This window comes from Agromyces mediolanus (genome assembly GCF_044917495.1).
GTDB lineage: Bacteria > Actinomycetota > Actinomycetes > Actinomycetales > Microbacteriaceae > Agromyces > Agromyces mediolanus_B.
In genome coordinates this window covers 514,381-539,754 of the sequence record NZ_JAVSSI010000001.1, presented here as the reverse complement: position 1 = coordinate 539,754, position 25,374 = coordinate 514,381, and the positions used below count along the sequence as shown (strand labels likewise).

The following is a 25,374-nucleotide window of genomic DNA, read 5'->3' as shown; positions in this document are numbered from 1 at the left end:
GTGACGCTCTATCCTAACGGATTTCGGATGAGCAGGGCAACGCCGGCCGCCGGGACCCCGGAGCGGCCGCACCGGACGGGGTGAGTCGCCGCCGACAGCGACCCACCCCGGGCGATCCGCTCAGCCGAGCAGCGTGGAACGCAGCGTGTCGAGACCGACGCCGCCGAGCGCGAGGGCGCGGCTGTGGAAGCGGCGGATGTCGAACTCGGCGCCCTCGCGGCGCCGGAGCTCGTCGCGGAGCTGCTCCCAGATCCGCTGACCGACCTTGTAGGAGGGCGCCTGGCCCGGCCAGCCCAGGTACCGGTTCACCTCGAACGTGACGAAGCCGTCGTTCATCGCGACGTTCTCGCCCATGAACTCGAACGCGTAGTCGCCGGTCCACACGCCCTGTCCGTCTGGGCGCTGCTTGCCGAGGTGCACGCCGATGTCCAGCACGACGCGCGCGGCCCGCATCCGCTGGCCGTCGAGCATGCCGAGCCGATCGGCCGGATCGTCGAGGTAGCCGAGCTCCTCCATCAGCCGCTCCGCGTAGAGCGCCCAACCCTCGGCGTGGCCGGAGGTGCCCGCGAGCTGCCGGCGCCAGAGGTTCAGCGTGCCCCGGTTCACGACCGCCTGGCCGATCTGCAGGTGGTGGCCGGGGACGCCCTCGTGATAGACCGTCGTGAGCTCCCGCCAGGTGTCGAACTCGGTCACGCCCTCCGGCACCGACCACCACATGCGACCCGGCCGGGAGAAGTCGTCCGTCGGGCCGGTGTAGTAGATGCCGCCCTCCTGGGTCGGGGCGATCATGCACTCCAGCGTGCGGATCTCCTCCGGGATGTCGAACTGGGTCGCCCCGAGCTCGGCGACCGCGCGGTCGCTCGTCTCCTGCATCCAGCGCTGCAGGGCCTCGGTGCCGATGAGCTTCCGCGCCGGGTCGGCCTCGAGCGCGGCGATCGCCTCGCGCACGCCGCCGCCCGGCACGATCTCGCGGGCGATGGCCTCCTGCTCCGCGACCATGCGCGCGAGCTCCTCGATGCCCCACTCGTACGTCTCGTCGAGATCGACCACCGCTCCGAGGAACTGGCGCGACTGGAGGGCGTAGATCTCCCGGCCGACCCCGTCGGTCTGTCCCGCGGCGGGCGCGAGCTCACCCTCCAGGAACTCGGCGAGCCCGCGGTACGCGGAGGCAGCGGCCCCGGCGGCGCGCTCGAGGTCCTGCTGCAGCGCAGCCGGAAGCGCGGCCCCTCCGGCGTTCGCCGCGGAGGCGAAGTCGGCGAAGAAGCCGTCGCTCGCCGCGGTGCGGCGGGACTGCGCGGCGACCTCGCGGACCTGGCGCTCGGCGGGCACGACACCGCGGCGGATTCCCTCGCGAAGCGTTTCCGCGTACCCCGCGATCGCTTCGGGCACGGCGGCGAGGCGGGTGGCGATGCGCGACCAGTCGTCGACCGACGCGGTGGGCATCAGATCGAAGACCTCGCGGATCTCCTGCGCGGGACTCGCGATGACATTGAGGTCGCGGAGGTGGAGTTCGGCCGCATCCCGTTCGAGGGCGAGTTCCAGCTCGCTGCCGAGATCGTCGCGGGTCACCCGATCGACCTCGTCTGCGACCGGAGCCGCCCGCAGCGCGGCCAGGGCGGCGCGGGTCGCCTCGCTCCCCCGCTCGTGGCCCGCCGGCGAGTAGTCGGGCAGCCGGTCGTCGGCATCGGTGCGTCCGATGTAGGTGCCGACGGTCGGGTCGAGGTCGACGAGCGTGTCGACCCAGCCCTCCGCGATGCGATCGATCTCGGTCTGCGCGCGTTCTGCCATGCGCCGAGCCTAGCCCGCGGGCGCGCGCGGGCGCAGCCCGCGACGCGGGACCCGCGACCCCGGGATCGCGCCGCCTAGTGCGCCGCGTCGTCCCAGTTCGCCCCGCGGCCGACCTGCACATCGAGCGGAACCAGGAGGTCGGCCGCGTTCGCCATCCGGTCGCGGACGATGCCCTCGAGCTCCTCGCTCTCCCCCGCGGCGACCTCGAAGATGAGCTCGTCGTGCACCTGCAGCAGCATGCGCGAGGCGAGTCCGCGCTCGCGGGCGTCGCGTTCGATGCCCGTCATCGCGACCTTGATGATGTCTGCCGCGGACCCCTGGATCGGCGAGTTCAGCGCCGCGCGCTCGGCATTCTCGCGCAGCACGCGGTTCGGGCTGTTCAGGTCGGGGAACGGGCGGCGGCGGCCGAAGATCGTCTCGGTGTAGCCGTCGATCTTCGCCTGCTCCACGACGCCGCGCAGGTAGTCGCGCACGGCGCCGAACCGCTCGAAGTAGTCCTTCATGAGCTGCGTCGCCTCGGCCCGATCGATGCGCAGCTGCTTCGACAGGCCGAAGGCGCTGAGGCCGTACGCGAGGCCGTACGACATGGCCTTCACCTTGGTGCGCATGAGCGGCGTCACGTCGGCCGGGTCGACCGAGAAGATGCGCGCGCCGACGAAGCGGTGCAGGTCTTCGCCCGCGTTGAACGCCTCGATGAGCCCGGGGTCGCCGGAGAGGTGCGCCATGATGCGCATCTCGATCTGCGAGTAGTCGGCGGTGAGCAGCTCGGAGTACTCGGCGCCGTGCTGGAACGCGACGCGGATGCGCCGGCCGTCCTCCGTGCGGATCGGGATGTTCTGCAGGTTCGGGTCGTTCGACGACATGCGGCCGGTCGCCGCCCCGATCTGGCCGTACGTGGTGTGGATGCGCGCGTCGGCCGCGATGGACTTGTCGAGCGACTCGACGATCTGCCGCAGCTTCGTGGCGTCGCGGTGCTCGAGGAGCAGCCCGAGGAACGGATGCGGGTTCGACTCCTGCAGATCGGCGAGCGCGCCGGCGTCGGTCGTGTACCCGGTCTTCGTGGCGCGCGTCTTCGGCATGCCGAGCTGATCGAACAGCACCTCCTGGAGCTGCTTCGGCGAGCCGAGGTTCACCTCGCGGCCGATCTCGGCGTACGCCGCCGCGGCGAGTCCGGCGGCGCGCTCCCCCAGCTCCGCCGACAGCGCGGCGAGCGCCTCGTGGTCGACCGCGACGCCGCGGAGCTCCATGGCGGCGAGCACGGGCACGAGCGGCATCTCGATCTCGGCGAGCACGCGTCGGGGCCCCTCGTCGAGGGCGGCGAGGACCAGCGGTGCGAGCCGCACCGTGTACCAGGCGAACTCGGGCGCGCCGGAGTCGCTGCCCTCCTCGGGCACCAGCTGCGAGGGGTCGCCCACCGGCACCGTCTCGCCGAGGTAGCGGTCGACGAGCTCGACGAGGTTCTTCTCGGTGAGGTTCGGCCGGACGAGCCAAGCCGCCAGCAGCGGGTCGAGCACGAGCCCGCCGACCGCGAGCCCGCCGCGGAGCAGTGCCTTCAGCTGCCCCTTCGCATCGGTCATGATCTTGGGCGCGTCACTCGCGAGCCACGCCTCGAAGGGGCCGAACTCGGCCCGGCCGGCCTGCCACGGCAGCTCGATGGACGACTCCGCCGTAGCGATGCCGATGGTTGCCACCTCGCCGCCCGCTGTCTCGACGTGGAGCCCGAGCCCGGCGGGCGCGGTCTGCTGCGCGCGCTCGAGCCAGGCGGCGAGCTCGTCGCCGGTCGGCCTCGTCGAGGCCGGCGCCTGCGCGGCGGCCTCGCGCTCGACCGGCGCGACCGCCGCGCGCGACGCGCCGCCGTTCGTCTCGCCGCGGGCGATCTTCATCACCCGGTCGAGCAGCGTCTTGAACTCGAGCCGCCCGAAGAGCTCGTGCACGGCGTCCTCGTCGATCGGCCGCGCCTCGAGGTCGGCGAGCTCCAGCTCGAGCTCGACGTCGGTGACGAGGCGGTTCAGCTTGCGGTTGCGGATGGCGTTCTCACGCTCGCGACGCAGGTTGTCGCCGACGACGCCCTTGATCTCGTCGATGTGGTCGAGGATGCCCTGCAGGTCGCCGTAGAGCTTCAGCCACTTGACCGCGGTCTTCTCGCCGACCTTCGTGATGCCGGGCAGGTTGTCGCTCGTCTCCCCGACGAGCGCGGCGATCTCGGGGTACTGGTGGGGCGGCACGCCGTAGCGCTCGACGACCGCCTCGGGGTCGTAGCGCTTCAGCTGCGACACGCCCTGGGTGTTGGGGTACAGCAGCGTGACGTCGTCGTTCACGAGCTGGATGGTGTCGCGGTCGCCCGAGACGAGGAGCACCCGGTACCCCTCGGCCTGCCCGCGCGCGGCGAGCGTCGCGAGGATGTCGTCGGCCTCGAAGTCGTCCTTCTCGAGGGTGGTGATGCTGAGGGCCTTCAGCGCCTCCTGCAGGATCGGCACCTGCCCCTTGAACTCGACCGGCGTCTCACCGCGGTTGCCCTTGTACTCCTCGTACTCGCGCGTGCGGAACGAGACGCGCGACTTGTCGAAGGCGACGGCGAGGTGCGTGGGCTTCTCGTTCTGCAGCAGCAGCAGGAGCATCGAGAGGAAGCCGTGGATGGCGTTCGTGTGCTGCCCGTCACGGGTCTGGAAGCTGTCGACCGGCAGGGCGTAGAAGGCTCGGAAGGCCAGCGAGTGGCCGTCTACGACGAGGAGGGTGGGCTTTGCTGCGTCCGTCACTCGGACAGCCTACAAGCGCCCGCCGACACCCGACGCCCGCGGCCGAGGAGGGGTGCGCGGATGCCGGGAGACGACGGATGCCCCGCCGGCACGGGGCCGTCGGGGCATCCTGGATCGCGCGTCGCGCACGGCACCCGGCCGCGCGCGCCCGCGTCACTTCTTCGCGGAGAGCTGCTCGATGATCGCCTGGGAGACGTCGCGCATGGTGAGTCGACGGTCCATGGACGCCTTCTGGATCCAGCGGAACGCCTCCGGCTCGGTGAGACCCATCTTCTCGTTCAGGAGGCCCTTCGCGCGGTCGACGAGCTTGCGGGTCTCGAAGCGCTCGACAAGGTCGCCGACCTCGGCCTCGAGCGCGATGATCTGCGCGTGCCGGGCGAGGGCGATCTCGATCGCGGGCAGCAGGTCGTTCGGGGTGAACGGCTTCACGACGTAGGCGAGGGCACCGGCCTCGCTGGCGCGCTCGACGAGCTCCTTCTGGCTGAACGCGGTCAGCAGCACGACCGGGGCGATGTGCCCCTTCGAGAGCCGCTCGGCGGCCGAGATGCCGTCCAGCTGCGGCATCTTCACGTCCATGATGACCAGGTCGGGTCGCAGCTCGGTCGCGAGCTGGACGGCGGTCTCGCCGTCACCCGCCTCGCCGACGACCTCGTAGCCGTTGTCCCGCAGGATCTCGACGATGTCGAGACGGATGAGCGACTCGTCTTCGGCCACGACCACGCGACGCGGTGCAGGCTGGGTTGATTCGGTGTCAGTCACGCCAGAAAGCCTACGGTATTCTGAGCGAGGCCTCTGGCCGGTGTGGCGGAATGGCAGACGCGGAGCACTCAAAATGCTTTGCCCGAAAGGGCGTGTGGGTTCGACCCCCACCACCGGCACCATCTTCGGATCCACCGCCCGCCCGGGCGCGTCGCGCGGCTCAGGCGCGATCTCCGGCGGCCCGCTCGGCGGCGGTGGCGACGTACTGATTGCGCTGATCAATGAGCTGCACGAGATGACGCCGGAGCACGGGCTCGACGAGTCGGCCGAGGGGCCCGAACGGCGCCCGGAACCGCACGTGGTCGCGCATCACGGTGCCGCCGTCCGCCGGTTCGAAGCGATGCTCGTGGCGGAAGACCGCGAAGGGACCGCGCAGCTGCTCGTCGACGAAGCGGTGCGGGCGATCGTACGCGGTGATGCGGCTCGTCATCCGGAAGCGGACGCCGAAGTGCCGTGCACTCCAGGTCACCTGCTCCCCCGGGCCGATCCGCCCAGATGTGACGCCGGCGACGGCGCGCTCGCCGCTCGATCGCATGGAGTCGAGATGGAGCTCGATGTCGCACGACGCGTCGAAGGCTGCCCGCGGCGTTGCCGCGATTCGCGTGATGCGCTCGAACTCGACGGTCATCCCATCATGCTCGCACGCCCCGCGACGCAGCAGCGAGCGCGGCCGGGAACGCGAACGGCGGCCCGATCCGATGGACCGGGCCGCCGCGACGTCTGCGAGGACTAGAGGACCTCGCCGACCTTGTGCACGCGCACGTCGTTCGTCGTGCCGGGGATGCCGGGAGGGGACCCGGAGACGATCACGACCGTCTCCCCCTCTTCGGCGCGTCCCGACTTCGCGAGCGCGTCGTCGACCTGCTCGACCATCTGGTCGGTGTGGGTGACGCGCTCGACCACGAAGGTGTCGACGCCCCAGTAGAGCGCCATGCGGCGGCGGATCGCCTGATCCGGCGTGAACGCGAGGATCGGGATGTCGCTGCGCAGGCGCGCCATCCGACGGGCGGAGTCGCCCGACTCGGTGAAGACGCAGAGGTACTTCGCGTCGACGAAGTCGGCGACCTCGACCGCGGCGGCCGTGATCGCACCCGACTGGGTGCGCGGCTTCGTGCCGAGCGGAGGCACGCGCTCGAGGCCGTGCTTCTCCGTCGACTCGACGATCCGGGCCATCGTCTGGACCGTGATCACCGGGTACTCGCCGACGCTCGTCTCGCCGGACAGCATGACCGCGTCGGCGCCGTCGAGGACGGCGTTCGCGACGTCGCTCGTCTCGGCGCGCGTCGGGACCGGGCTGTGGATCATCGACTCGAGCATCTGCGTGGCGACGATGACGGGCTTCGCGAGCCGGCGGGCGATCTCGACCGCCCGCTTCTGCACGATCGGCACGGCCTCGAGCGGGAGCTCGACACCGAGGTCGCCACGGGCGACCATGATCGCGTCGAACGCCTCGATGATGCCCTCGAGGTGGTCGACGGCCTGCGGCTTCTCGATCTTCGCGATGACGGGGACGCGGCGTCCCACCTCGTCCATGATCTCGTGCACCCGCGTGATGTCGTCCGCGTTCCGGACGAAGGAGAGGGCGATGAGGTCGGCGCCGAGCTCGAGGCCCCAGCGCAGGTCGGCCTCGTCCTTCTCGGACAGCGCCGGCACGTTCACGGCGACGCCGGGCAGGTTGATGCCCTTGTTGTTCGACACGGGGCCGGCGACGATGACCTTGGTGGTCACGACCACGCCGTCGGTCTCGACGACCTGCACGCGGACCTTGCCGTCGTCGATCAGGAGGAAGTCGCCCGGGGCGACGTCCTGCGGCAGGCCCTTGAACGTCGTGCCGACGAGCTCCTTCGTGCCCACGACGTCCTCCGTCGTGATCTTGAAGATGTCGCCCTCGGCGAGCTCGTAGGGGCCGCCCTCGAACTTGCCGAGCCGGATCTTCGGGCCCTGCAGGTCGACCAGGACCGCCACGGCGCGACCGGAGTCGTTCGCCGCCTTGCGGACGTTCTGGTAGACCGCCTCGTGCACGTCGTAGGTGCCGTGGCTCAGGTTCATGCGGGCGACATCGACGCCCGCATCGATGATCGCTCGGATCTGTTCATAGCTCGATGTCGCCGGCCCGAGGGTGGCGACGATCTTCGCTCGTCTCATATTCGTATGTGCTCCCAGGTGTTCCGCGCGAACGCGGTGCGGTGCCGGCGGCTCGCGCCGCCGACGCTCAGACGGAGAAGGCGCGAGCCGTCGCAGGGATCGGGCTCGGCAATCTCGTCTCTCCTTCAAGGTACCGGTCGACGGCCGCCGCCGCCGCCCGGCCCTCGGCGATCGCCCACACGATGAGCGACTGTCCGCGGCCGGCGTCGCCGGCGACGAAGACGCCCGGCTGCTCGGTCGCGTACTGCGCGTCGCGGAGGAGAGCGCCGCGGTCGGTCACGCCGAGCTCGAGCTGCGGCTGGATCGTCTCGGTCTCGGGTCCGGTGAAGCCGAGCGCGAGCAGGACGAGGTCGGCGGGGATCTCCCGCTCGGTGCCCGCCTTCGGCACCCGGCGGCCGTCGAGGAACTCGGTCTCGGCGACGCGCACCGCGCGGAGCTCGCCGGCGTCGTTCGAGAGGAACTCGACGGTGGACACGAGGTACTCGCGCGTGCCGCCCTCCTCGTGCGCGCTCTGCATCTCGAAGAGCGTCGGGTGCATCGGCCACGGCTGCCCGGTCGAGCGCACCTCGCCCGGCTGGCGGCCGATCGCGAGGTTCGTGACGCTGAGCGCGCCCTGCCGGTGGGCGGTGCCGATGCAGTCGGCGCCGGTGTCGCCGCCGCCGAGGACGACGACGTGCTTGCCCTCGGCGCTGATCTGGTCGAACACCGGATCGCCGGCCGCGGCTCGGTTGCCCTGCACGAGGTACTCCATCGCGAAGTGCACGCCCGGCAGGTCGCGCCCGGGGATCGGCAGGTCGCGCGGCACCATTGCACCGGTGGCGACCACCACGGCGTCGTAGCGCGAACGGAGCTCGTCCCAGGCGATGTCGGTGCCGATGTCGACGCCCGCGCGGAACCGGGTGCCCTCCGCGGTCATCTGCGCGAGGCGCTGATCGAGGTGGCGCTTCTCCATCTTGAAGTCGGGGATGCCGTAGCGGAGCAGGCCGCCGATGCGGTCGTCGCGCTCGAAGACGGCCACGGTGTGGCCCGCCCGGGTGAGCTGCTGCGCGGCCGCGAGGCCGGCGGGCCCGGACCCCACGACGGCGACGGTCTTGCCGGTGAGCCGTCCCGGCGGCTGCGGCTGGACCCAGCCGTTGCCGAACGCCTCGTCGATGATCGAGACCTCGACCTGCTTGATCGTGACCGCCGGCTGGTTGATGCCGAGCACGCACGCCGACTCGCACGGCGCCGGGCAGAGCCGACCCGTGAACTCGGGGAAGTTGTTCGTCGCGTGGAGCCGCTCGATCGCCGCGCGGCCCTCGCCGCGCCAGGTGAGGTCGTTCCACTCGGGGATCAGGTTGCCGAGGGGGCATCCCTGGTGGCAGAACGGCACGCCGCAGTCCATGCATCGACCGGCCTGGCGCTTGAGCTGAGCGGAGTCGCCCGGCTCGTAGACCTCTTTCCAGTCCATGATCCGCACCGGGACGGGGCGCCGCTTGGGCAGCTCCCGCTCGGTGACCTTCAGAAAGCCCTTCGGGTCAGCCACCCGTCACCTCCATGCCGCTCGTGTTGCCGCCGGGAATCGTGTTCGTCGTCTCAGGCACCGGTCGCCTCCAGGATCCGCGTCCAGACGACGTCGCCGTCGGGGTCGAGTCCCTCGTCGACGGCGCTCTGCCGGGTGCGGAGCACCGCGGCGTAGTCGCGCGGGAGCACCTTCGTGAACCGGTCGAACGCCGCCTCGCCGTCGGCGAGGAGGGATGCCGCGACCGCGGATCCGGTCTCCGCGACGTGCTGCTCCAGCAGGTCGCGGACGATCTCGCGATCGGCGGCCCCGAGCTCGAGCAGCTCGAGTTCGCCGCTCGCGAGCGACTCGCGGTTCACCAGGGCCTCGTCGAGCCCGAGCACGTAGGCCGTGCCGCCGGACATGCCGGCGCCGAGGTTGCGCCCGGTGTCGCCGAGGATCAGCGCGAGCCCGCCGGTCATGTACTCGAGCGCGTGATCGCCCACGCCCTCGACGACGGCCGTCGCCCCGGAGTTGCGCACGAGGAAGCGCTCGCCCACGATGCCGCGGATGAACATGCTCCCCTGCGTCGCGCCGTAGCCGATCACGTTGCCGGCGATCACGTTGCGTTCGGCCGCGAAGGTGGCCGACGGGGCCGGCCGTACGACGATGCGCCCGCCGGAGAGCCCCTTGCCGACGTAGTCGTTGGAATCGCCCTCGAGGCGGAGGGTGATGCCGGCCGGCAGGAACGCGCCGAGCGACTGGCCCGCGGAGCCGGCGAGGGTGATCTCGATCGCGCCCTCCGGGAGTCCGTTGGCCCCGTGCCTGAGGGTCACCTCGTGCCCGAGCATCGTGCCCACGGCGCGCTCCGTGTTCTTGATCGGCAGCTCGATCTCGACGTGGCCGCCGTGCTCGAGCACTTGGGCGGCGCGGGAGATGAGCTCGTTGTCGAAGTGCTCGTCGAGCTCGTGGTCCTGCTCGCGGCCGTGCTTGCGCGGCTCCGCGTCGGCGAAGTCCGGGCCGATGAGCACGGGCGTGAGGTCGAGGCCGGAGGTCTTCCAGTGCGACACGGCGCGGTCGACGTCGAGCAGCTCGCGCCGGCCGATGATCTCGTCGATCGAGCGGAAGCCGAGCGCCGCGAGGTGCTCCCGCACCTCCTCCGCGATGAACTCGAAGAAGTTCACGACGAACTCCGGCTTGCCAGTGAAGCGCTTGCGCAGCTCCGGGTTCTGCGTCGCGACGCCCACCGGGCAGGTGTCGAGGTGGCACACGCGCATCATGATGCAGCCCTCGACGACGAGCGGCGCCGTCGCGAAGCCGAACTCCTCGGCGCCGAGGAGGGCGCCGATGATCACGTCGCGACCGGTCTTCAGCTGGCCGTCCACCTGCACCACGACGCGGTCGCGCATACCGTTCAGCATGAGCGTCTGCTGCGTCTCGGCCAGGCCGAGCTCCCACGGCGTCCCGGCGTGCTTCAACGAGTTCAGCGGGCTGGCGCCCGTGCCCCCGTCATGGCCGGACACGAGGATGACGTCGGCGAGGGCCTTCGCCGTGCCGGCCGCCACCGCGCCGATGCCCGACTGGCTCACGAGCTTCACGTGCACGCGGGCCTTCGGGTTCGCGCGCTTCAGATCGAAGATCAGCTGCTTCAGGTCTTCGATCGAGTAGATGTCGTGGTGCGGCGGCGGGGAGATGAGCCCGACGCCGGCGGTGGCGTGCCTCGTCCGTGCGACCCACGGGTAGACCTTGGTCGGCGGGAGCTGGCCGCCCTCGCCGGGCTTCGCGCCCTGGGCGAGCTTGATCTGGATGTCGTCGGCGTGCGTGAGGTACATGCTCGTCACGCCGAAGCGGCCGGAGGCGACCTGCTTGATCGCGCTGCGGCGCTCGGGGTCGAGCAGCCGGTCGAGGTCCTCGCCGCCCTCGCCCGTGTTCGACTTCGCGCCGAGGCGGTTCATCGCGATCGCGAGCGTCTCGTGCGCCTCCTTGGAGATCGAGCCGTAGCTCATCGCGCCGGTGGAGAAGCGCTTCACGATCGAGGACACTGGTTCGACCTCGTCGAGCGGCACCGGCGGGCGCACCCCCGTGCGGAGCGCGAACAGCCCGCGCAGCGTCATGAGGTCTTCCGCCTGCGAGTCGACGAGGTCGGTGTACTCGCGGAACACGTCGTAGCGGCGGTTGCGCGTCGAGTGCTGGAGTCGGAAGACGGTCTCGGGGTTGAAGAGGTGCGGCGAGCCGTCGCGGCGCCACTGGTACTCGCCGCCGGTCGCGAGCCGTTCGTGCGCGCGGACGGCGACGTCCTCCGGGTAGGCCTCGGTGTGCCGGGTCAGGTTCTCCGCGGCGATCACCTCGATGCCGACGCCGCCGAGCTTCGACGTGGTGCCGGTGAAGTACTCGTCGATGAACTCCTGCGAGAGGCCGATCGCCTCGAAGGCCTGCGCCCCCGCGTACGAGGCGATGGTCGAGATGCCCATCTTCGACATGATCTTCAGCACGCCCTTGCCGAGCGCCTTGATCACGTTGTGCACGGCATCTTCCGGGGACACCCCGGTGATGACGCCGGAGCGCACGAGGTCCTCGCAGGTCTCCATGGCGAGGTACGGGTTCACCGCGGAGGCGCCGTAGCCGACGAGGAGCGCGACGTGGTGCACCTCGCGCACGTCGCCGGCCTCGACGATGAGCCCGACCTGCATCCGCGTCTCCGCGCGGATGAGGTGGTGGTGCACGGTCGACAGCATCAGCAGCGACGGGATGGGCGCGAGGTCCTTGTTGGAGTCGCGGTCGCTGAGCACGATGAAGGACGCGCCTTCGACGATCGCCTCGTCGACCTCGCGGCAGATCGCGGCCAGCCGGTCGCGCAGCGCGTCGGGGCCCTCGTCGAAGCGGTACGTGCCGCGGATCGTCACGGTCGTGCGGGAGCCCGGCATCGGGTCGATGTGCACAATCTTCGCGAGCTCGTCGTTGTCGATCACCGGGAAGTCGAGCGACACCTGCCTGGCGTGCTCGGGACCGGCGCTCAGCAGGTTCCGCTCGGGACCGAGGCCCGTGCCGAGCGAGGTCACGACCGCTTCGCGGATCGAGTCGAGCGGCGGGTTCGTCACCTGCGCGAACTGCTGCGTGAAGTAGTCGAAGAGGAGGCGCGGGCGCTTCGCGAGCACCGCGATCGGCGTGTCGGAGCCCATCGCCCCGAGGGGCTCCTGCCCGGTGCGCGCCATCGGCGCGAGCAGGATCTTGACCTCTTCCTCCGTGTACCCGAAGGTGCGCTGGCGGCGGTTCACCGAGGCCGGCGGGTGCACGATGTGCTCGCGCTCGGGCAGGTCGGCGAGGCGGATGCGGCTCTCCTCGAGCCAGTCGCCCCACGGCGACGCCGCCGCGAGCTCCCGCTTGATCTCGTCGTCCTCGATGAGCCGTCCGGCCTCCGTGTCGACGAGGAACATCCGGCCCGGCTGCAGCCGCCCCTTCCGGACGATCCGCGAGGGCTCGATGTCGAGCACGCCGATCTCGCTCGCAAGCACCACGAGGCCGTCGTCCGTGACGAGGTACCGGCCCGGGCGCAGCCCGTTGCGGTCGAGCGTCGCACCGACGAGGGAGCCGTCGGTGAACACGATCGCGGCGGGGCCGTCCCACGGCTCCATGAGCATCGAGTGGTACTCGTAGAACGCGCGGCGCTCGGCATCCATGCCGGCCTGGTTCTCCCACGCCTCCGGCACCATCATCATGACCGCGTGCGGGAGGCTGCGGCCCGAGAGGGTCAGGAGCTCGACGACCTCGTCGAACGAGGCGGAGTCGCTCGCTCCCGGCGTCACGATCGGGAGGATCGGGTCGAGCTCGCCGAGCAGCTCCGACTCGAGCTGCGACTGGCGCGCCCGCATCCAGTTGCGGTTGCCCTGGATCGTGTTGATCTCGCCGTTGTGCGCGATCATCCGGAAGGGCTGCGCGAGCGGCCACGACGGGAACGTGTTCGTCGAGTAGCGCGAGTGCACGAGCGCGAGCTTCGAGGCGAAGCGCTCGTCGGAGAGGTCGGGGTAGAACGGCTCGAGCTGGAGGGTCGTGACCATGCCCTTGTAGACCATGGTGCGGCTCGAGAGCGAGGCGAAGTAGAGCTCCAGCTCGCGCTCGGCCCGCTTCCGGAGCCGGAAGGTGAGCCGGTCGAGCGCGATGCCCGAGACGACGGGCACCCCCTCGGACCTCGTCGCGCTCACGTAGAGCTGCTGCACGGCCGGCATCGCCTGCCGGGCGAGCGTGCCCAGCTGCTCCGGGCGGACGGGCACCTCGCGCCAGCCGAGCACCGTGAGGCCCTCCTCGGCCGCGAGCCGGGCGAGCGACTGCTTGACCCGGCTGCGTCCCGTCGGGTCGACGGGGAGGAAGGCGTTGCCGACCGCGTACTCCCCCGCGGCGGGCAGCGGGAACTCGGTCACCGCGCGCAGGAACTCGTCGGGGATCTGCGTGATGATGCCCGCGCCGTCACCGGTGCCGGCGTCGGACCCGACGGCCCCGCGGTGCTCCAGGTGGCGCAGCGCGTCGAGCGCCGCGGTGATGATGTCGTGCCCGGCGGTGCCCCGGAGCGTCGCGACCATCGCGAGCCCGCAGGCGTCTTTCTCGGCGGCCGGGTCGTACAGGCCCTGTGCGGCCGGCACGGTGCCGAACCGTGAGAAGGGAGGGGTGAGCGACACGGGAACCGTCCTCTCAGCAAGCGGAAAAGGAGGGGACGCCGTCGGCCCTTCGCAAGGGATCTGCACGGCACGAGGTGCGGCGCCGCTGCGGGAGAACGGGGACTGACTCCTAGACGGAGGACGAGCGGCCTGGGCTTGTGGCGGCCGACTCAGGGGCGTTCTCGGACTCGACGCCGTCGTCGAGCGAGTCCGATTCGGACTCGATTTCGTCAGAGTCTACAACAGCATCGGGCCGCTTCCATTCACGCCCCGGAGCGAAGACGCTCGGCTCGAGTCCGGTGTGCCGCCGCGACTGCACGATGATCAGGATGATGCCGATCAGGACCGCGGCGAAGGAGGCCCAGACGTTCGACCGGATGCCGAACAGCATCTCGCTCGGATCGACGCGGATCGACTCGAGGAAGGAGCGTCCGAGGCCGTACCAGATCAGGTAGATGCCGAAGGCCTTGCCCCAGCGGAGCCCGCCCTTGCGCTCGAGCAGCAGGATGACGGCGACGCCCGCGAGGTTCCAGATGATCTCGTAGAGGAACGTCGGGTGGAACAGCGTGCCCTCCGGCAGGCCCTGCGGCCAGGCGGGGTTCGTGTACTCGATCTCGAGGCCCCAGGGCAGGTCCGTCGGCGAGCCGAAGAGCTCGTGGTTGAACCAGTTGCCGAGGCGGCCCACGGCCTGCGCGACGAGGAGGCCCGGCGCGAGGGCGTCGGCGAAGGAGAGGAAGCGCAGTCCCGTGATGCGGCACGCGATCAGCACGCCGACGGCGCCGCCGATGAGCGCGCCGTAGATGGCGTTGCCGCCCTCCCAGATGGCGAAGATCTTCCACCACTCCTGGCCCGCGAAGTAGTCGTTCGGGTGAGTGAAGACGTGGTAGAACCGCGCGCCGATGATGCCGAGCGGCACCGCCCAGAGCGCGATGTCGAGCACGATCCCCGGCTCGGCGCCGCGCTTCGTGAGCCGGCGCGAGGTGATGATGACCGCGAGGATGATGCCGAGCAGGATCCACAGCGCGTAGGTGTGGATGTTGAGCTGCCAGCCGAACAGGTTGAGCTCGAGGACCTGCCACGAGTAGTCCGGGCTCGGGATGCTGAACGGTGCGATCACGCCGTCGACTGCCTTTCGTCAGGTGGTGCGGCCGCCAGGGCGGCCCACACGAGCGTACTTCACTCCGCGCGCGTGCCGCGCGCGAGTTCGGCCGCGAGGCGACCGGCGGCCGCGGACCCGCCCTCGGCGACGGCCGCGACGAGCGCCGAACCGACGATCGCGCCCTCGGCGTACTCGAGGACCTCGCGCACCTGGGCGGCGGTCGAGATGCCGACCCCCACGCACGCCGCCTCGGCGCCCGCCTCGTGCAGACGCGACACGAGCGTGCGAGCCGCGCGGTCGACGTCGGATCGCGCTCCCGTGATGCCCATCGTCGAGACCGCGTACACGAAGCCGCGGCTCGCCTCGACGGTCTTCGCGAGCCGCGCGTCGGTCGAGGTCGGCGCGGCGAGGAACACCCGGTCGAGCCCGGTGCGCTCGGTCGCGGCGAGCCAATCGGCGCCCTCGTCGGGGATCAGGTCGGGCGTGATCAGCCCGGCTCCCCCGGCGGCGGCGAGCTCGTCGGCGAAGCGGTCGACGCCGTACTGCACGACCGGGTTCCAGTAGGTCATGATCAGCACCGGGGCATCCGTGCGCTGGGTGATACGGCGCACCGCCTCGAAGCCGTCCGCGATGCGGAAGCCGTTCTGCAGCGCCTGCTGGGTCGCCGCCTGGATGACGGGGCCGTCCATCACGGGGTCGGAGTAGGGCAGCCCGAGCTCGAGCACGTCGACGCCGTTCTCCACGAGCGCGACCGCGGCCTCGACGCTCTCGTCGAGCGTCGGGAAGCCCACCGGCAGGTAGCCGATGAGGGCGCCTCCCGCCTCGGCATTGCGCCGGGCGATGACCTCGCCGACCGTCCGCATCACGCCTGCTCCCCGTCGTAGAGGCCGAAGTACGCCGCGGCCGTGTCCATGTCCTTGTCGCCCCGGCCCGAGAGGTTCACCAGGATGGTGGCCTCGGGGCCGAGCTCGCGCCCGAGTTCGAGCGCGCCCGCGAGGGCGTGCGCGGACTCGATCGCCGGGATGATGCCCTCCGTGCGGGTCAGCAGGCGCAGCGCCTCCATGGCCGCCGCATCCGTCACCGGACGGTACTCGGCGCGGCCGAGCGCCGCGAGCCAGGAGTGCTCGGGCCCGACGCCCGGGTAGTCGAGTCCGGCGGAGATCGAGTGCGACTCGATCGTCTGGCCGTCCTCGTCCTGCAGGAGGTAGCTCCGTGCGCCGTGCAGCACGCCCGGGCGCCCCTTGGTGATCGTCGCGGCGTGCCGCGGCGTCTCCGCGCCCTCGCCGCCGGCCTCGAAGCCGAGGAGGCGCACGTCGGTGTCGTCGAGGAAGGCGTGGAAGATGCCGATCGCGTTGGACCCGCCGCCGACGCAGGCGGCGACCGCGGTGGGCAGCGAGCCGGTGAGCTCGAGCACCTGCGCGCGGGCCTCCTCGCCGATGATCTTCTGGAAGTCCCGCACCATCTCGGGGAACGGGTGCGGTCCGGCGACCGTGCCGAACACGTAGTTCGTCGTCTCGACGTTCGTCACCCAGTCGCGCATGGCGTCGTTGATCGCGTCCTTCAGAGTGCGCGAGCCGGTCTTCACCGCGACGACCTCGGCGCCGAGCAGCCGCATGCGCGCGACGTTCAGCGCCTGACGCTCGGTGTCGACCTCGCCCATGTAGATCGTGCACTCGAGACCGAACAGCGCCGCAGCGGTCGCGGTCGCGACGCCGTGCTGCCCCGCGCCGGTCTCGGCGATCACGCGCGGCTTGCCGATGCGCTTCGTGAGGAGCGCCTGACCGAGCACGTTGTTGATCTTGTGGGACCCCGTGTGGTTCAGGTCCTCGCGCTTCAGGATGACCCGGGCGCCGCCCGCGTGCTCCGCGAAACGCGGCACCTCGGTGATGATCGAGGGCCGGCCGGTGTAGCTCCGGCCGAGCTCGGCGAGCTCCTCGTGGAAGGCCGGGTCGAGCTTCGCGAGCTCGTAGGCCTCCGACAGCTCGTCGAGGGCGGCGACCAGGGATTCGGGCACGAAACGCCCGCCGAAGTCGCCGAAGTAGGGGCCGCGGGCGTCTCGAAGCGCCATGTCACACCGCCAGGAATGCAGAGAGGGTTGCCACGGGGTCGCTCGTGACGAGGGCCTCGCCGACGAGCACGGCGTCCGCGCCGGCTCGGCGGTAGTGCGCCACGTCGTCGGGCGAGAGCACCGCGGACTCCGCGACGCGGATCGCGCCGTCGGGGAAGCGGTCGACGAGCCGGCCGAACAGGTCGCGGTCGAGCTCGAAGGTGTTGAGATCGCGGGCGTTCACGCCGATGAGCTTCGCGCCGAGCGCGGCCGCCCGGTCGAGCTCCTCGGCCGAGTGCGCCTCGACGAGCGCGGTCATGCCGAGCTCCGTGATCAGCGCGTAGAGCTCCGCCAGGGTCGGGTCGTCGAGCGCTGCCACGATGAGCAGGGCGAGATCGGCGCCGGCCGCGCGCGCCTCGAGCACCTGGTACGGCGTCGAGAGGAAGTCCTTGCGCAGCACGGGCAGCGCGACCGCCTCGCGGACCGACTCGAGGTCCGCGAGCGAGCCGCCGAACTTCCGCCCCTCGGTGAGCACGCTGATCGCGCTCGCACCGCCCAGCTCGTAGTCGCGTGCGAGCGCCGCCGGGTCGGCGATGGAGGCGAGCGCGCCGCGAGACGGGCTCGACCGCTTGATCTCGGCGATCACCTTGACCCGGGGACCGGGGCTCAGGAGGGCGAGGGCGTCGAGCGCGGCGGGACGGGCGAGCGCCGCCCGCTCCACGTCGGCGTACGGCCGCGTCTCCCGACGCGCGTCGGCGTCGGCCGCGGCGTTCGCCGTCAGCTCGGCGAGCACGGTCAGTGCGTGCTGACGGAGCTCTTCGCCCCGCCGACGCCGTAGCCGGCCTTGGCCAGCACCCAGCCGACCAGTGCGCCGACGACGAGCAGGCCCGCCGAGGCCCAGACGAGCCACTCCATCTCGAAGAAGAACGCCACCGTGCCGATGGTGAACGCGACGAGCATGATCACGACGGCCGTCCACGCCGCGGGCGAGTGTCCGTGGCCGGGGTCTGCGTGCTCAGTGGTCATGGTGCTCCTTCGTTGCGGGGTCTTGGAAAGTCTACCGGTCGGACGGGTCGCGCTCGTCGCCGGTCGGGTCGTCGCCGCGGGTGAGCTCGTCCCACTCCTCGACGGCGCGGTCGCGGCTCGAGAGCTCGACGCCGCCGTCCTGCCGGAGTCGCGTGCCGCCGTAGCGGCTCGAGGAGGCCGGCCAGCGCGCGCCGGTGGCGAAGACGAGCACCGCCGACACGATGAGCACGGCGCCGCCGGCGAACGCGGCGACCGGCCAGAGGCTCGCGTCGACCCCAGCCACGAGCGCCGCGGTCGGCGCGGAGCCGGCCACGCCGGTCGCCTCCGTCACCGCGGGCGCCACCGCGGACACCGGATCGGCGACGGTCAGCCACGCGGCGAGGACGACGCAGCCGCCGAGCAGGAACTCGAGGACGCCGAGAACGACGCGAAGCCCAGGACCGGCGAGGGCGAGCGCGGCCGAGAGTGCGAGCGCCGCGAGACCGAGCGCCGCGAGTGCCGGGGACGCGAGCTGCCCGCTCACCGCGATCGCGGATCCGTCGCCGCCGGCGCCCGCGACCAGGTGGAGCTGGAACCAGGTCTGGCTCCAGCTGAGCATCGCGAGTCCGCCGCCGACGATCGCGCCGACGACGGCCAGAAGCTTCATCCGGCCAGGGGTCATCCGCGCACCCGTTCCATCGCGTTCGCCACGGCGACCGCCTTCAGCGGCGCAGCGGCCTTGTTGATCGATTCCTGGAACTCCGACTCGGGCACCGAGTCGGCGACCAGGCCGCCGCCCGCCTGCACCCGGGCGACGCCGCCCTGGATGAGCGCCGTGCGGATCGCGATGGCGAGGTCGGCGTCGCCGCCGAAGCCGAAGTAGCCGACCACCCCGCCGTAGACGCCGCGCTGGGCGGGTTCGAGCTCGTCGATGATCTCCAGCGCGCGTGGCTTCGGCGCGCCCGAGAGCGTGCCCGCCGGGAAGGTCGCCCGGAACACGTCGACCGCGTTCCGGCCCGGAGCGAGATCGCCCTCGACCGAGGAGACGATGTGCATGATGTGGCTGAACCGCTCGATGCGCATGAACTCCGTGACCTCGACGGTGCCCGCGACGCACACCTTCGCGAGGTCGTTGCGGGCGAGGTCGACGAGCATCAGGTGCTCGGCCCGCTCCTTGGGATCGGCCTCGAGCTCGGCTTCGAGCGTGGCGTCCTCGTCCGGCGTCGCGCCGCGCGGGCGCGACCCGGCGATCGGGTGCGTGTACACCCGGCCGTCCTCGACCTTCACGAGCGCCTCGGGCGAGGAGCCGACGATCCAGTACGGCTCCCCCGCCGTGTCCTCGAGGTGCAGCAGGTACATGTACGGGCTCGGGTTGAGGCTTCGGAGCACGCGGTACACATCCGTCGGATCGGCGGTCACCTCCTGCTCGAAGCGCTGCGAGATGACGACCTGGAACACGTCGCCGTCGCGGATGTACTCCTTCGAGCGCTCGACGGCGGCGAGGAAGTCGGTGCGCTCCGTGCGGTGCGTCGGGCGCGCGGCGAGTGCGAGATCGACCCGGGCGAGCCGCGCCTCCGCGGGCTGCGCGAGCCCCGCCTGCATCCGGTCGAGCCGGGCCTGGGCGTCCGCCCAGAGCGCCTCCGCGTCGTCGACGCCGTCGTTCAGCGCGGAGGCGACGAGCTGCACGGTGCCCGTGCGGTGGTCGATGACGACGAGCTCGGACACGAAGGCGAACGCCTGGGAGGGCACCGCGAAGTCGGCGGGCGGCTGGTTCGGCAGACGCTCGATCTGACGGATGGCCTCCCAGCCGATGAAGCCGACGAGGCCCCCGGTGAGCGGCGGCGCCCCTGGCACGTCCTCCGTCGCCCAGCGCTCGTAGAGCGCTTCGAGGGCGGCGAGCGGGGCGAGCCCCGCCGCGTCGCCGAGCGCGCGCTCGCGCGGGAGCCCGTAGTCGAGCCACTCGACCCGGCCCTCGCGCTCGGTGAGCACGCCGTGCGAGGCGACGCCGACGAAGGAGTACCGCGACCAGATGCCGCCCTGCTCCGCCGACTCGAGCAGGAAGCTGCCGGGACGACCCTCGGCGAGTTTGCGGTAGATGCCGACCGGCGTCTCGCCGTCGGCGAAGAGCTCGCGCACGACGGGCACGACGCGGCGCCCGTCGAGGAGCGCGCGGAAGCCGTCGAACGTCGTCGTGGCGCTGCGGGTCATGCGTCTCCTCCCGAGGCATCCGGCGCGTCTCCCACGACCACCGGGACGGCGTCGCCGTCGAAGCAGGTCCTGGTGCCGGTGTGGCAGGCGGCGCCGATCTGCTCGACGCGCACGAGCAGGGTGTCGGCGTCGCAGTCGAGCGCGGCGGACTTCACGTACTGGGCGTGCCCGGAGGTGTCCCCCTTGCGCCAGTACTCCTGGCGCGAGCGCGACCAGAACGTCACCCGGCCCTCGCTGAGGGTGCGGTGCATCGCCTCGCGGTCCATCCAGCCGAGCATGAGCACCTCGCCGGTGTCCCACTGCTGGATGATCGCGGGCAGCAGCCCGTCAGCGTTGAAGGCGGCCCGCTCGATCGCGGCATCCGTCGTGCTGGCGGTCATCGCACGGTCCTCCCGTCGGCGGCGAGCGCCGCCTTCACTTCGTCGATCGTGATCTCGCCGGTGTGGAACACCGAGGCGGCGAGCACGGCGTCGGCGCCCGCGGCGATGGCCGGGGCGAAGTCGGACACCCGCCCGGCACCGCCCGAGGCGATGACCGGCACGCTCGACAGCTCGTGCATGAGCGCGGTGAGCTCGAGATCGAAGCCGGCCTTCGTGCCGTCGGCGTCGATCGAGTTGACGAGGAGCTCCCCGGCACCGAGCTCGATCGCCCGGCGGGCCCAGTCGAGGGCGTCGAGCTCCGTCTCGGTGCGACCGCCGTGCGTCGTGACGACGAAACCGGACGGCGTGCGCGGCGAGCGCTTCACATCGAGGGACAGCACGACGACCTGGGCGCCGAACCGGTCGGCGATCTCGGCGACGAGCTCGGGGCGGGCGATCGCGGCGCTGTTCACGCCGATCTTGTCCGCGCCGTGCCCGAGGAGCCTCGCGACGTCCTCGGCCGAGCGGACCCCGCCGCCGACGGTGAGCGGGATGAACACCTGCTCGGCGACGCGCTGCACCATGTCGTACGTCGTCGAGCGGTCGTCGACCGTCGCCGTGACGTCGAGGAAGGTGAGCTCGTCCGCGCCCTGGGCGGCGTAGCGGGCCGCGAGCTCGACGGGGTCGCCGGCATCGCGCAGGTTCTGGAAGTTCACGCCCTTCACGACGCGGCCGCCGGCCACATCGAGGCACGGGATGACTCGGACGGCGAGGCTCATCGCGCCGCCCTCACAACCGGGCCGCGTGGATCGCGGACACGAGGATGGCGCGGGCGCCGATCTCGTAGAGCGCGTCCATCACCTGGTTCATGTCGGTGCGCGGGATCATCACCCGCACGGCCACCCACTCCGGGTCGTGCAGCGGGGAGACCGTCGGCGACTCGAAGCCGGGGGCGGCGGCGGTCGCGCGCTCGAGGTGCGCGACCGGCACGTCGTAGTCGAGGAGCACGTACTGCCGCGCCACGAGCACGCCCTGCAGGCGCCGGAGCAGCGTGGCGGTGCCCGGCTTGTCGACGCCGGAGCCGATGAGCACGGCCTCGGACTGGAGGATCACCGGCCCGAAGATCTCGAGCCCGGCCTTGCGGAGCGTGCCGCCGGTGGAGACGACATCGGCGACCGCGTCGGCGACCCCGAGCCGGACCGCGGACTCCACCGCTCCGTCGAGCTTCACGAGCTTCGCGGTGACGCCGTGGCGGGCGAGGAAGTCGCCGACGAGCCCGGGATAGCTCGTCGCCACGCGGGCGCCCTCGAGCCCCTCGAGCGCGTCGTAGGCCCCCGCCGGCGCCGCGAAGCGGAAGGTCGAGTCGCCGAAGCCGAGCGAGGCGATCTCGGCGGCGTCGGAGCCGGAGTCGAGCAGGAGGTCCCGACCCGTGATGCCCACGTCGAGAGCGCCGGACCCGACGTAGGTCGCGATGTCGCGCGGGCGGAGGTAGAAGAACTCGACCCCGTTGCGCGGGTCGGCGGTGTGCAGGTCGCGAGGGTCACGGCGACCGGTGTATCCGGCCTCCCAGAGCATCTGGGCGGCGGTCTCGGAGAGCGAGCCCTTGTTGGGCACGGCGATGCGGAGCATGTCCTGGCTTTCGTGTCGACGGAGTGGATCGGGCATGGGCGCGATCACAGATGTCGGTACACGTCGGCCGGCGCGAGGCCCTTGGCCAGCATGAGCACCTGGAGGTGGTAGAGCAGCTGCGAGATCTCCTCGGCCGCTTCCTCGTCGCTCTGGTACTCGGCAGCCATCCAGACCTCGGCCGCCTCCTCAACGATCTTCTTGCCGATGGCGTGCACGCCGGCGTCGAGCTCGCGCACGGTGCCGGATCCCTCGGGGCGGGTCCTGGCCTTCTCGCTGAGCTCGACGAAGAGGTCGTCGAAGGTCTTCACCCTCCTAGGCTACCGGTGCGCGTGACCGTGCGACGACGCGGCCGCCCGGAGCGCGGCGATCTGCTCCTCCGGCACCCCGCGGAACACCGCTGACCCCGCGACGAAGGTGTCGGCGCCCGCCTCGGCGGCGATCCCGATCGTGTCGACCGTGATGCCGCCGTCGACCTGCAGCCAGACGTCGAGACCCGCCGTGCGCACGGCGTCGGCGACGCGCCGCAGCTTCGGCATCGTCTCCGGCATGAACGACTGCCCGCCGAAGCCCGGCTCGACGGTCATGACCAGCACCTGATCGAACTCGCCGAGCACCTCGAGGAACGGCTCGACGGCGGTGCCCGGCTTCAGGGCGATGCCGGCGCGGGCGCCGATCTCGCGGAGCCGCCGGGCGAGGCGCACCGGCTCGGCCGCCGCTTCGGCGTGGAAGGTGACGCTGGCTGCCCCCGCCTCCGCGTAGCCGGGCGCCCAACGGTCGGGGTCGTCGATCATGAGGTGCACGTCGAGCGGGATCGGGCTCACCTGCTGGAGTCGCTCCACCATCGGCAGCCCGAACGTCAGGTTCGGCACGAAGTGGTTGTCCATGATGTCGACGTGCACGAGGTCGGCGGTCGCGATCCGGTCGAGTTCCCGTTCGAAGTTCGCGAAGTCGGCGGCGAGGATGCTCGGGTTGATGCGCGTCGTCATGGCTCGAAGCCTAGCGAGCCGCGCACCGCCCGGGCGACTCAGCCGATGCGCCGCACGAGGGCGATGAACATCGCGTCGGTGCCGTGCCGGTGCGGCCAGAGCTGCACGGTCTCCGGGCCGCCCGCGAGGTCGAGCTCGTCGCGGGCGACGGATGCCACGACGGCACGGGTGTCGACGGCTTCGAGCACACCGTCCCAGCGGCGCATCGCGGCGGCGAGCACGCCGTGCGTCTCGGCACTGTGGGGCGAGCACGTGACGTACGCGAGGAGTCCGCCGGGCGCGAGGAGCGCGACGGCATGGTCGAAGAGCTCGCCCTGGAGCGCGGTGAGCTCGCCGACGTCGCCGGGCTGCTTGCGCCAGCGGGCCTCGGGTCGGCGGCGGAGCGCGCCGAGGCCGGTGCACGGCGCGTCGAGGAGGATCCGGTCGAAACCGTCGGGCGCGCCGAGCGCCTCGGCCTCGACGGTGCGCCCGTCGCCGACTTCGACGCGGACCTCGAGCGGCACCCCGGCGATCGCCTTGCGGACGAGTTCGGCCCGCGCCCCGCCCAGTTCGTTGGCGACGAGTTCAGCGCCCGACGCGAGTGCCTCGGCGGCGAGCACGGCCGTCTTGCCGCCGGGTCCCGCGCAGAGATCGAGCCACCGCTCCCCCGGTTCGATCGCCCGGGAGCGGCTCAACGCGAGCGCGGCGAGCTGCGAGCCCTCGTCCTGCACGCGCACTCGACCCTCGTGCGCGGCGACGAGCTCGAACGGGGCGGCCGCGGTGAGTCCGATCGGCGAGAAGCGGTTCGGCTCGCCGAGCTCTGCGACCGCTTCGTCGCCGAGTCCCGGCAGCGCGACGAGGTTCACCCGCGGGGCCGCGTTGTCGGCGGCGAGCAGCGCGTCGAGCTCGCCCGCGCGCCCCTCGCGCTCGAGCGCCTGGGCGAAGGCGCGGACGATCCATTCGGGATGGCTCTCCAGCACCGCGAGCCGTTCGAGCTCCCCGCCCGCGGTCTCGTCGGCCACCCAGCCCCGCCACTCCTCGGGCGTCGACCGCGAGATCGTGCGCAGCACGCCGTTCACGAATCCGCTGGCCGCGGGGGCGAGCCGCTTCGCGAGGACGACCTGCTCGTTCACCGCCGCGTGGACCGGCACCCGGGTGGCGAGCAGCTGGTGCGCGCCGAGCCGGAGGATGTCGAGGACGACGGGATCGATGGCCGCGCGCTCGCGTCCCGCGACGAGCTCGATGATGCGGTCGTAGTAGCCCTGCATGCGGAGCGTGCCGTACGTCAGCTCGGTCGCGAGCGCGGCATCCGCCTGGCTCAGCTTGGAGCGCTCGATGCGCTTCGGCAGGAGGAGGTTCGCGTACGCCTCGTCGTCGCGGACCGCTTCGAGCACCTCGTAGGCGACGATGCGCGCGGGCGACACCCGCACCTGCCGCGCCGTCGATGCTCCGCCGCGTCCATCCCTGCGTTCCTGCTTGCTGACCACCCGTCAACTGTACGGTGCCGCGTCGTGCGGATCCTCCGCGTCAGCGGGCGAAGCGGGCGCCCGCCGGAAGGCCACGGCCCCAGTCCGCCGCGGGCATCGCCGCGCGCCCCGCCGGCTGCACGCGGAGGAGCTCGATGGCCGCGTCGCCCGCGCCGACGAGCAGCCGTTTGCGCTCCGGGCCGAGTACGCCGGGCGCGAGCTCGCCCGAGGCCGGTGCGCCCTCGGCGAGCCGCGCGTCGAGCACCTTCACGCGCGCGCCGTTCAGCTCCGACCAGGCGCCGGGCTCGGGCGTCACCCCGCGGAAGCGCGCGAGCACCTCGGCGGCGGGCCGAGCCCAGTCGAGCCGCCCGTCCTCGATCGAGAGCTTCGGCGCGAAGCTCGGGGAGCCCAGCTGCGGCTCGGCGTGCGCCGTGCCCTCGGCGAGTTCGTCGACGACGCGAGCGAGGAGTTCGGCCCCGTCGACGGCGAAGCGTTCGAGCGTCTCCCCCGCGGTCGCGAGCCGGTCGGCGGGGCGACGGATCTCGGCGAACACGTCGCCCGCATCGAGCTCCGGCACGAGCTGGAACACCGCCGCGCCCTGCTCCGCGTCGCCCGCGATGATCGAGTGCTGCACAGGCGCCGCACCGCGCCAGGCGGGCAGCAGCGAGAAGTGCAGGTTGATCCAGCCGAGCCTCGGCGTGCTGAGCAGCGGCTCGCGCACGAGGCCGCCGTAGGCGACGATCACCCCGAGCTCAGGCTCGAGCGCGGCGATCGCGTCGCTCGCCGCCTGATCGAGCCGCGCGGCCTTGATCGTCGGCAGCCCGAGTTCCGCCGCCGCGGAGGCGACGGGCGACGGGGTCAGCACGCGCTTCCGCCCGAGCGGCGCGTCGGGCCGGGTGACGACGCCGACGAGCTCGTGCCGGGACGCGGCGAGCAGCCGGAGACTCGGGACGGCGGCGGCCGGAGTGCCGGCGAAGACGAGGCGGAGAGCGGTCACCCGACCATTCTTCCGGATCGCG

General features: G+C 71.9%; 21 protein-coding genes and 1 tRNA gene. 1 reads left to right on the top strand and 21 read right to left on the bottom strand.

From position 1 onward, the window contains the following. Positions 1-120: 120 nt before the first annotated feature. From ROT00_RS02565 to ROT00_RS02555, 3 genes are all read right to left on the bottom strand, one after another. Entirely contained in the window at positions 121-1,788 is a 1,668-nt protein-coding gene (locus tag ROT00_RS02565) for a DUF885 domain-containing protein (RefSeq protein WP_404772082.1), read from the bottom strand. Between the two features lie 74 nt (positions 1,789-1,862). Then, positions 1,863-4,544 carry a DNA polymerase I gene (gene polA, locus ROT00_RS02560; protein WP_404772080.1) on the bottom strand — a complete coding sequence of 894 codons (2,682 nt, stop codon included), beginning with the start codon at positions 4,542-4,544 and terminating at the stop codon, positions 1,863-1,865. Between the two features lie 153 nt (positions 4,545-4,697). Next, positions 4,698-5,303, bottom strand: a complete 606-nt coding sequence (locus tag ROT00_RS02555) for an ANTAR domain-containing response regulator (RefSeq protein WP_189084931.1) — start codon at positions 5,301-5,303, stop codon at positions 4,698-4,700. Between the two features lie 36 nt (positions 5,304-5,339). Here ROT00_RS02555 and ROT00_RS02550 point away from each other — a divergent pair. Beyond that, positions 5,340-5,425: transfer RNA gene (locus ROT00_RS02550), tRNA-Leu, on the top strand. Positions 5,426-5,463: 38 nt separating this feature from the next. Here ROT00_RS02550 and ROT00_RS02545 read toward each other — a convergent pair. The 18 genes from ROT00_RS02545 to fmt form a co-directional block, all read right to left on the bottom strand. Then, on the bottom strand, positions 5,464-5,931 hold the full coding sequence (locus ROT00_RS02545) for an SRPBCC family protein (RefSeq protein ID WP_404772078.1): 468 nt from the start codon (positions 5,929-5,931) through the stop codon (positions 5,464-5,466). A gap of 101 nt (positions 5,932-6,032) precedes the next feature. Continuing rightward, positions 6,033-7,448, bottom strand: coding sequence for a pyruvate kinase (gene pyk, locus ROT00_RS02540; protein ID WP_404772076.1), 1,416 nt, complete (start codon positions 7,446-7,448; stop codon positions 6,033-6,035). A 67-nt stretch (positions 7,449-7,515) separates the two neighbouring features. After that, positions 7,516-8,973, bottom strand: a complete 1,458-nt coding sequence (locus tag ROT00_RS02535; protein WP_404772075.1) for a glutamate synthase subunit beta — start codon at positions 8,971-8,973, stop codon at positions 7,516-7,518. Between the two features lie 50 nt (positions 8,974-9,023). Next, entirely contained in the window at positions 9,024-13,598 is a 4,575-nt protein-coding gene (gltB, locus tag ROT00_RS02530) for a glutamate synthase large subunit (RefSeq protein ID WP_404772074.1), read from the bottom strand. Positions 13,599-13,707: 109 nt separating this feature from the next. Beyond that, on the bottom strand, positions 13,708-14,694 hold the full coding sequence (gene lgt / locus ROT00_RS02525; RefSeq protein ID WP_404772072.1) for a prolipoprotein diacylglyceryl transferase: 987 nt from the start codon (positions 14,692-14,694) through the stop codon (positions 13,708-13,710). A gap of 59 nt (positions 14,695-14,753) precedes the next feature. Beyond that, positions 14,754-15,539 carry a tryptophan synthase subunit alpha gene (gene trpA, locus ROT00_RS02520; protein ID WP_404772070.1) on the bottom strand — a complete coding sequence of 262 codons (786 nt, stop codon included), beginning with the start codon at positions 15,537-15,539 and terminating at the stop codon, positions 14,754-14,756. Further along, positions 15,539-16,744 carry a tryptophan synthase subunit beta gene (gene trpB, locus ROT00_RS02515; protein WP_404772069.1) on the bottom strand — a complete coding sequence of 402 codons (1,206 nt, stop codon included), beginning with the start codon at positions 16,742-16,744 and terminating at the stop codon, positions 15,539-15,541. Before trpB ends, trpA begins: the two co-directional genes overlap by 1 nt. Before the next feature lies 1 nt (position 16,745). Further along, positions 16,746-17,516, bottom strand: coding sequence for an indole-3-glycerol phosphate synthase TrpC (gene trpC / locus ROT00_RS02510; protein WP_404772068.1), 771 nt, complete (start codon positions 17,514-17,516; stop codon positions 16,746-16,748). Positions 17,517-17,518: 2 nt separating this feature from the next. Then, positions 17,519-17,749, bottom strand: coding sequence for a DUF6704 family protein (locus ROT00_RS02505; RefSeq protein ID WP_404772066.1), 231 nt, complete (start codon positions 17,747-17,749; stop codon positions 17,519-17,521). 31 nt (positions 17,750-17,780) lie between these two features. Further along, on the bottom strand, positions 17,781-18,395 hold the full coding sequence (locus tag ROT00_RS02500; RefSeq protein WP_404772065.1) for a Trp biosynthesis-associated membrane protein: 615 nt from the start codon (positions 18,393-18,395) through the stop codon (positions 17,781-17,783). Positions 18,396-18,406: 11 nt separating this feature from the next. Further along, on the bottom strand, positions 18,407-19,936 hold the full coding sequence (locus ROT00_RS02495; RefSeq protein WP_404772064.1) for an anthranilate synthase component I: 1,530 nt from the start codon (positions 19,934-19,936) through the stop codon (positions 18,407-18,409). Further along, positions 19,933-20,316 (bottom strand): phosphoribosyl-AMP cyclohydrolase, encoded by a 384-nt coding sequence (gene hisI, locus ROT00_RS02490; protein WP_404772063.1) that lies wholly within the window; start codon positions 20,314-20,316, stop codon positions 19,933-19,935. The genes ROT00_RS02495 and hisI overlap by 4 nt, the downstream gene beginning before the upstream one ends. Next, positions 20,313-21,074 carry an imidazole glycerol phosphate synthase subunit HisF gene (gene hisF, locus ROT00_RS02485; protein WP_404772061.1) on the bottom strand — a complete coding sequence of 254 codons (762 nt, stop codon included), beginning with the start codon at positions 21,072-21,074 and terminating at the stop codon, positions 20,313-20,315. The genes hisI and hisF overlap by 4 nt, the downstream gene beginning before the upstream one ends. Before the next feature lie 10 nt (positions 21,075-21,084). Continuing rightward, positions 21,085-21,924 carry an ATP phosphoribosyltransferase gene (hisG, locus tag ROT00_RS02480; RefSeq protein ID WP_404772152.1) on the bottom strand — a complete coding sequence of 280 codons (840 nt, stop codon included), beginning with the start codon at positions 21,922-21,924 and terminating at the stop codon, positions 21,085-21,087. 44 nt (positions 21,925-21,968) lie between these two features. After that, on the bottom strand, positions 21,969-22,232 hold the full coding sequence (locus tag ROT00_RS02475) for a phosphoribosyl-ATP diphosphatase (RefSeq protein ID WP_404772060.1): 264 nt from the start codon (positions 22,230-22,232) through the stop codon (positions 21,969-21,971). Positions 22,233-22,241: 9 nt separating this feature from the next. Continuing rightward, positions 22,242-22,910 (bottom strand): ribulose-phosphate 3-epimerase, encoded by a 669-nt coding sequence (gene rpe / locus ROT00_RS02470; RefSeq protein ID WP_404772058.1) that lies wholly within the window; start codon positions 22,908-22,910, stop codon positions 22,242-22,244. A gap of 38 nt (positions 22,911-22,948) precedes the next feature. Further along, the gene (locus ROT00_RS02465) at positions 22,949-24,319 is read right to left on the bottom strand and encodes a transcription antitermination factor NusB (RefSeq protein ID WP_404772151.1); all 1,371 of its coding nucleotides are present in this window, start codon (positions 24,317-24,319) and stop codon (positions 22,949-22,951) included. 97 nt (positions 24,320-24,416) lie between these two features. Then, the gene (gene fmt / locus ROT00_RS02460; protein WP_404772057.1) at positions 24,417-25,352 is read right to left on the bottom strand and encodes a methionyl-tRNA formyltransferase; all 936 of its coding nucleotides are present in this window, start codon (positions 25,350-25,352) and stop codon (positions 24,417-24,419) included. Between the last annotated feature and the right edge of the window lie 22 nt (positions 25,353-25,374).

Bases quoted from the DNA above. Each gene is read 5' to 3' on its own strand.
- ROT00_RS02505 (WP_404772066.1), bottom strand. From the start codon at position 17,749: ATGACCACTGAGCACGCAGACCCCGGCCACGGACACTCGCCCGCGGCG.
- trpA (WP_404772070.1), bottom strand. From the start codon at position 15,539: ATGCGGACGGTCGGCGAGGTCATCGCCCGGCGCAATGCCGAGGCGGGA.
- hisI (WP_404772063.1), bottom strand. From the start codon at position 20,316: ATGACCGCCAGCACGACGGATGCCGCGATCGAGCGGGCCGCCTTCAAC.
- ROT00_RS02545 (WP_404772078.1), bottom strand. From the start codon at position 5,931: ATGACCGTCGAGTTCGAGCGCATCACGCGAATCGCGGCAACGCCGCGG.
- trpB (WP_404772069.1), bottom strand. From the start codon at position 16,744: ATGGCGCTTCGAGACGCCCGCGGCCCCTACTTCGGCGACTTCGGCGGG.
- ROT00_RS02500 (WP_404772065.1), bottom strand. From the start codon at position 18,395: ATGAAGCTTCTGGCCGTCGTCGGCGCGATCGTCGGCGGCGGACTCGCG.
- pyk (WP_404772076.1), bottom strand. From the start codon at position 7,448: ATGAGACGAGCGAAGATCGTCGCCACCCTCGGGCCGGCGACATCGAGC.
- hisF (WP_404772061.1), bottom strand. From the start codon at position 21,074: ATGAGCCTCGCCGTCCGAGTCATCCCGTGCCTCGATGTGGCCGGCGGC.
- hisG (WP_404772152.1), bottom strand. From the start codon at position 21,924: ATGCTCCGCATCGCCGTGCCCAACAAGGGCTCGCTCTCCGAGACCGCC.
- ROT00_RS02565 (WP_404772082.1), bottom strand. From the start codon at position 1,788: ATGGCAGAACGCGCGCAGACCGAGATCGATCGCATCGCGGAGGGCTGG.
- ROT00_RS02495 (WP_404772064.1), bottom strand. From the start codon at position 19,936: ATGACCCGCAGCGCCACGACGACGTTCGACGGCTTCCGCGCGCTCCTC.
- rpe (WP_404772058.1), bottom strand. From the start codon at position 22,910: ATGACGACGCGCATCAACCCGAGCATCCTCGCCGCCGACTTCGCGAAC.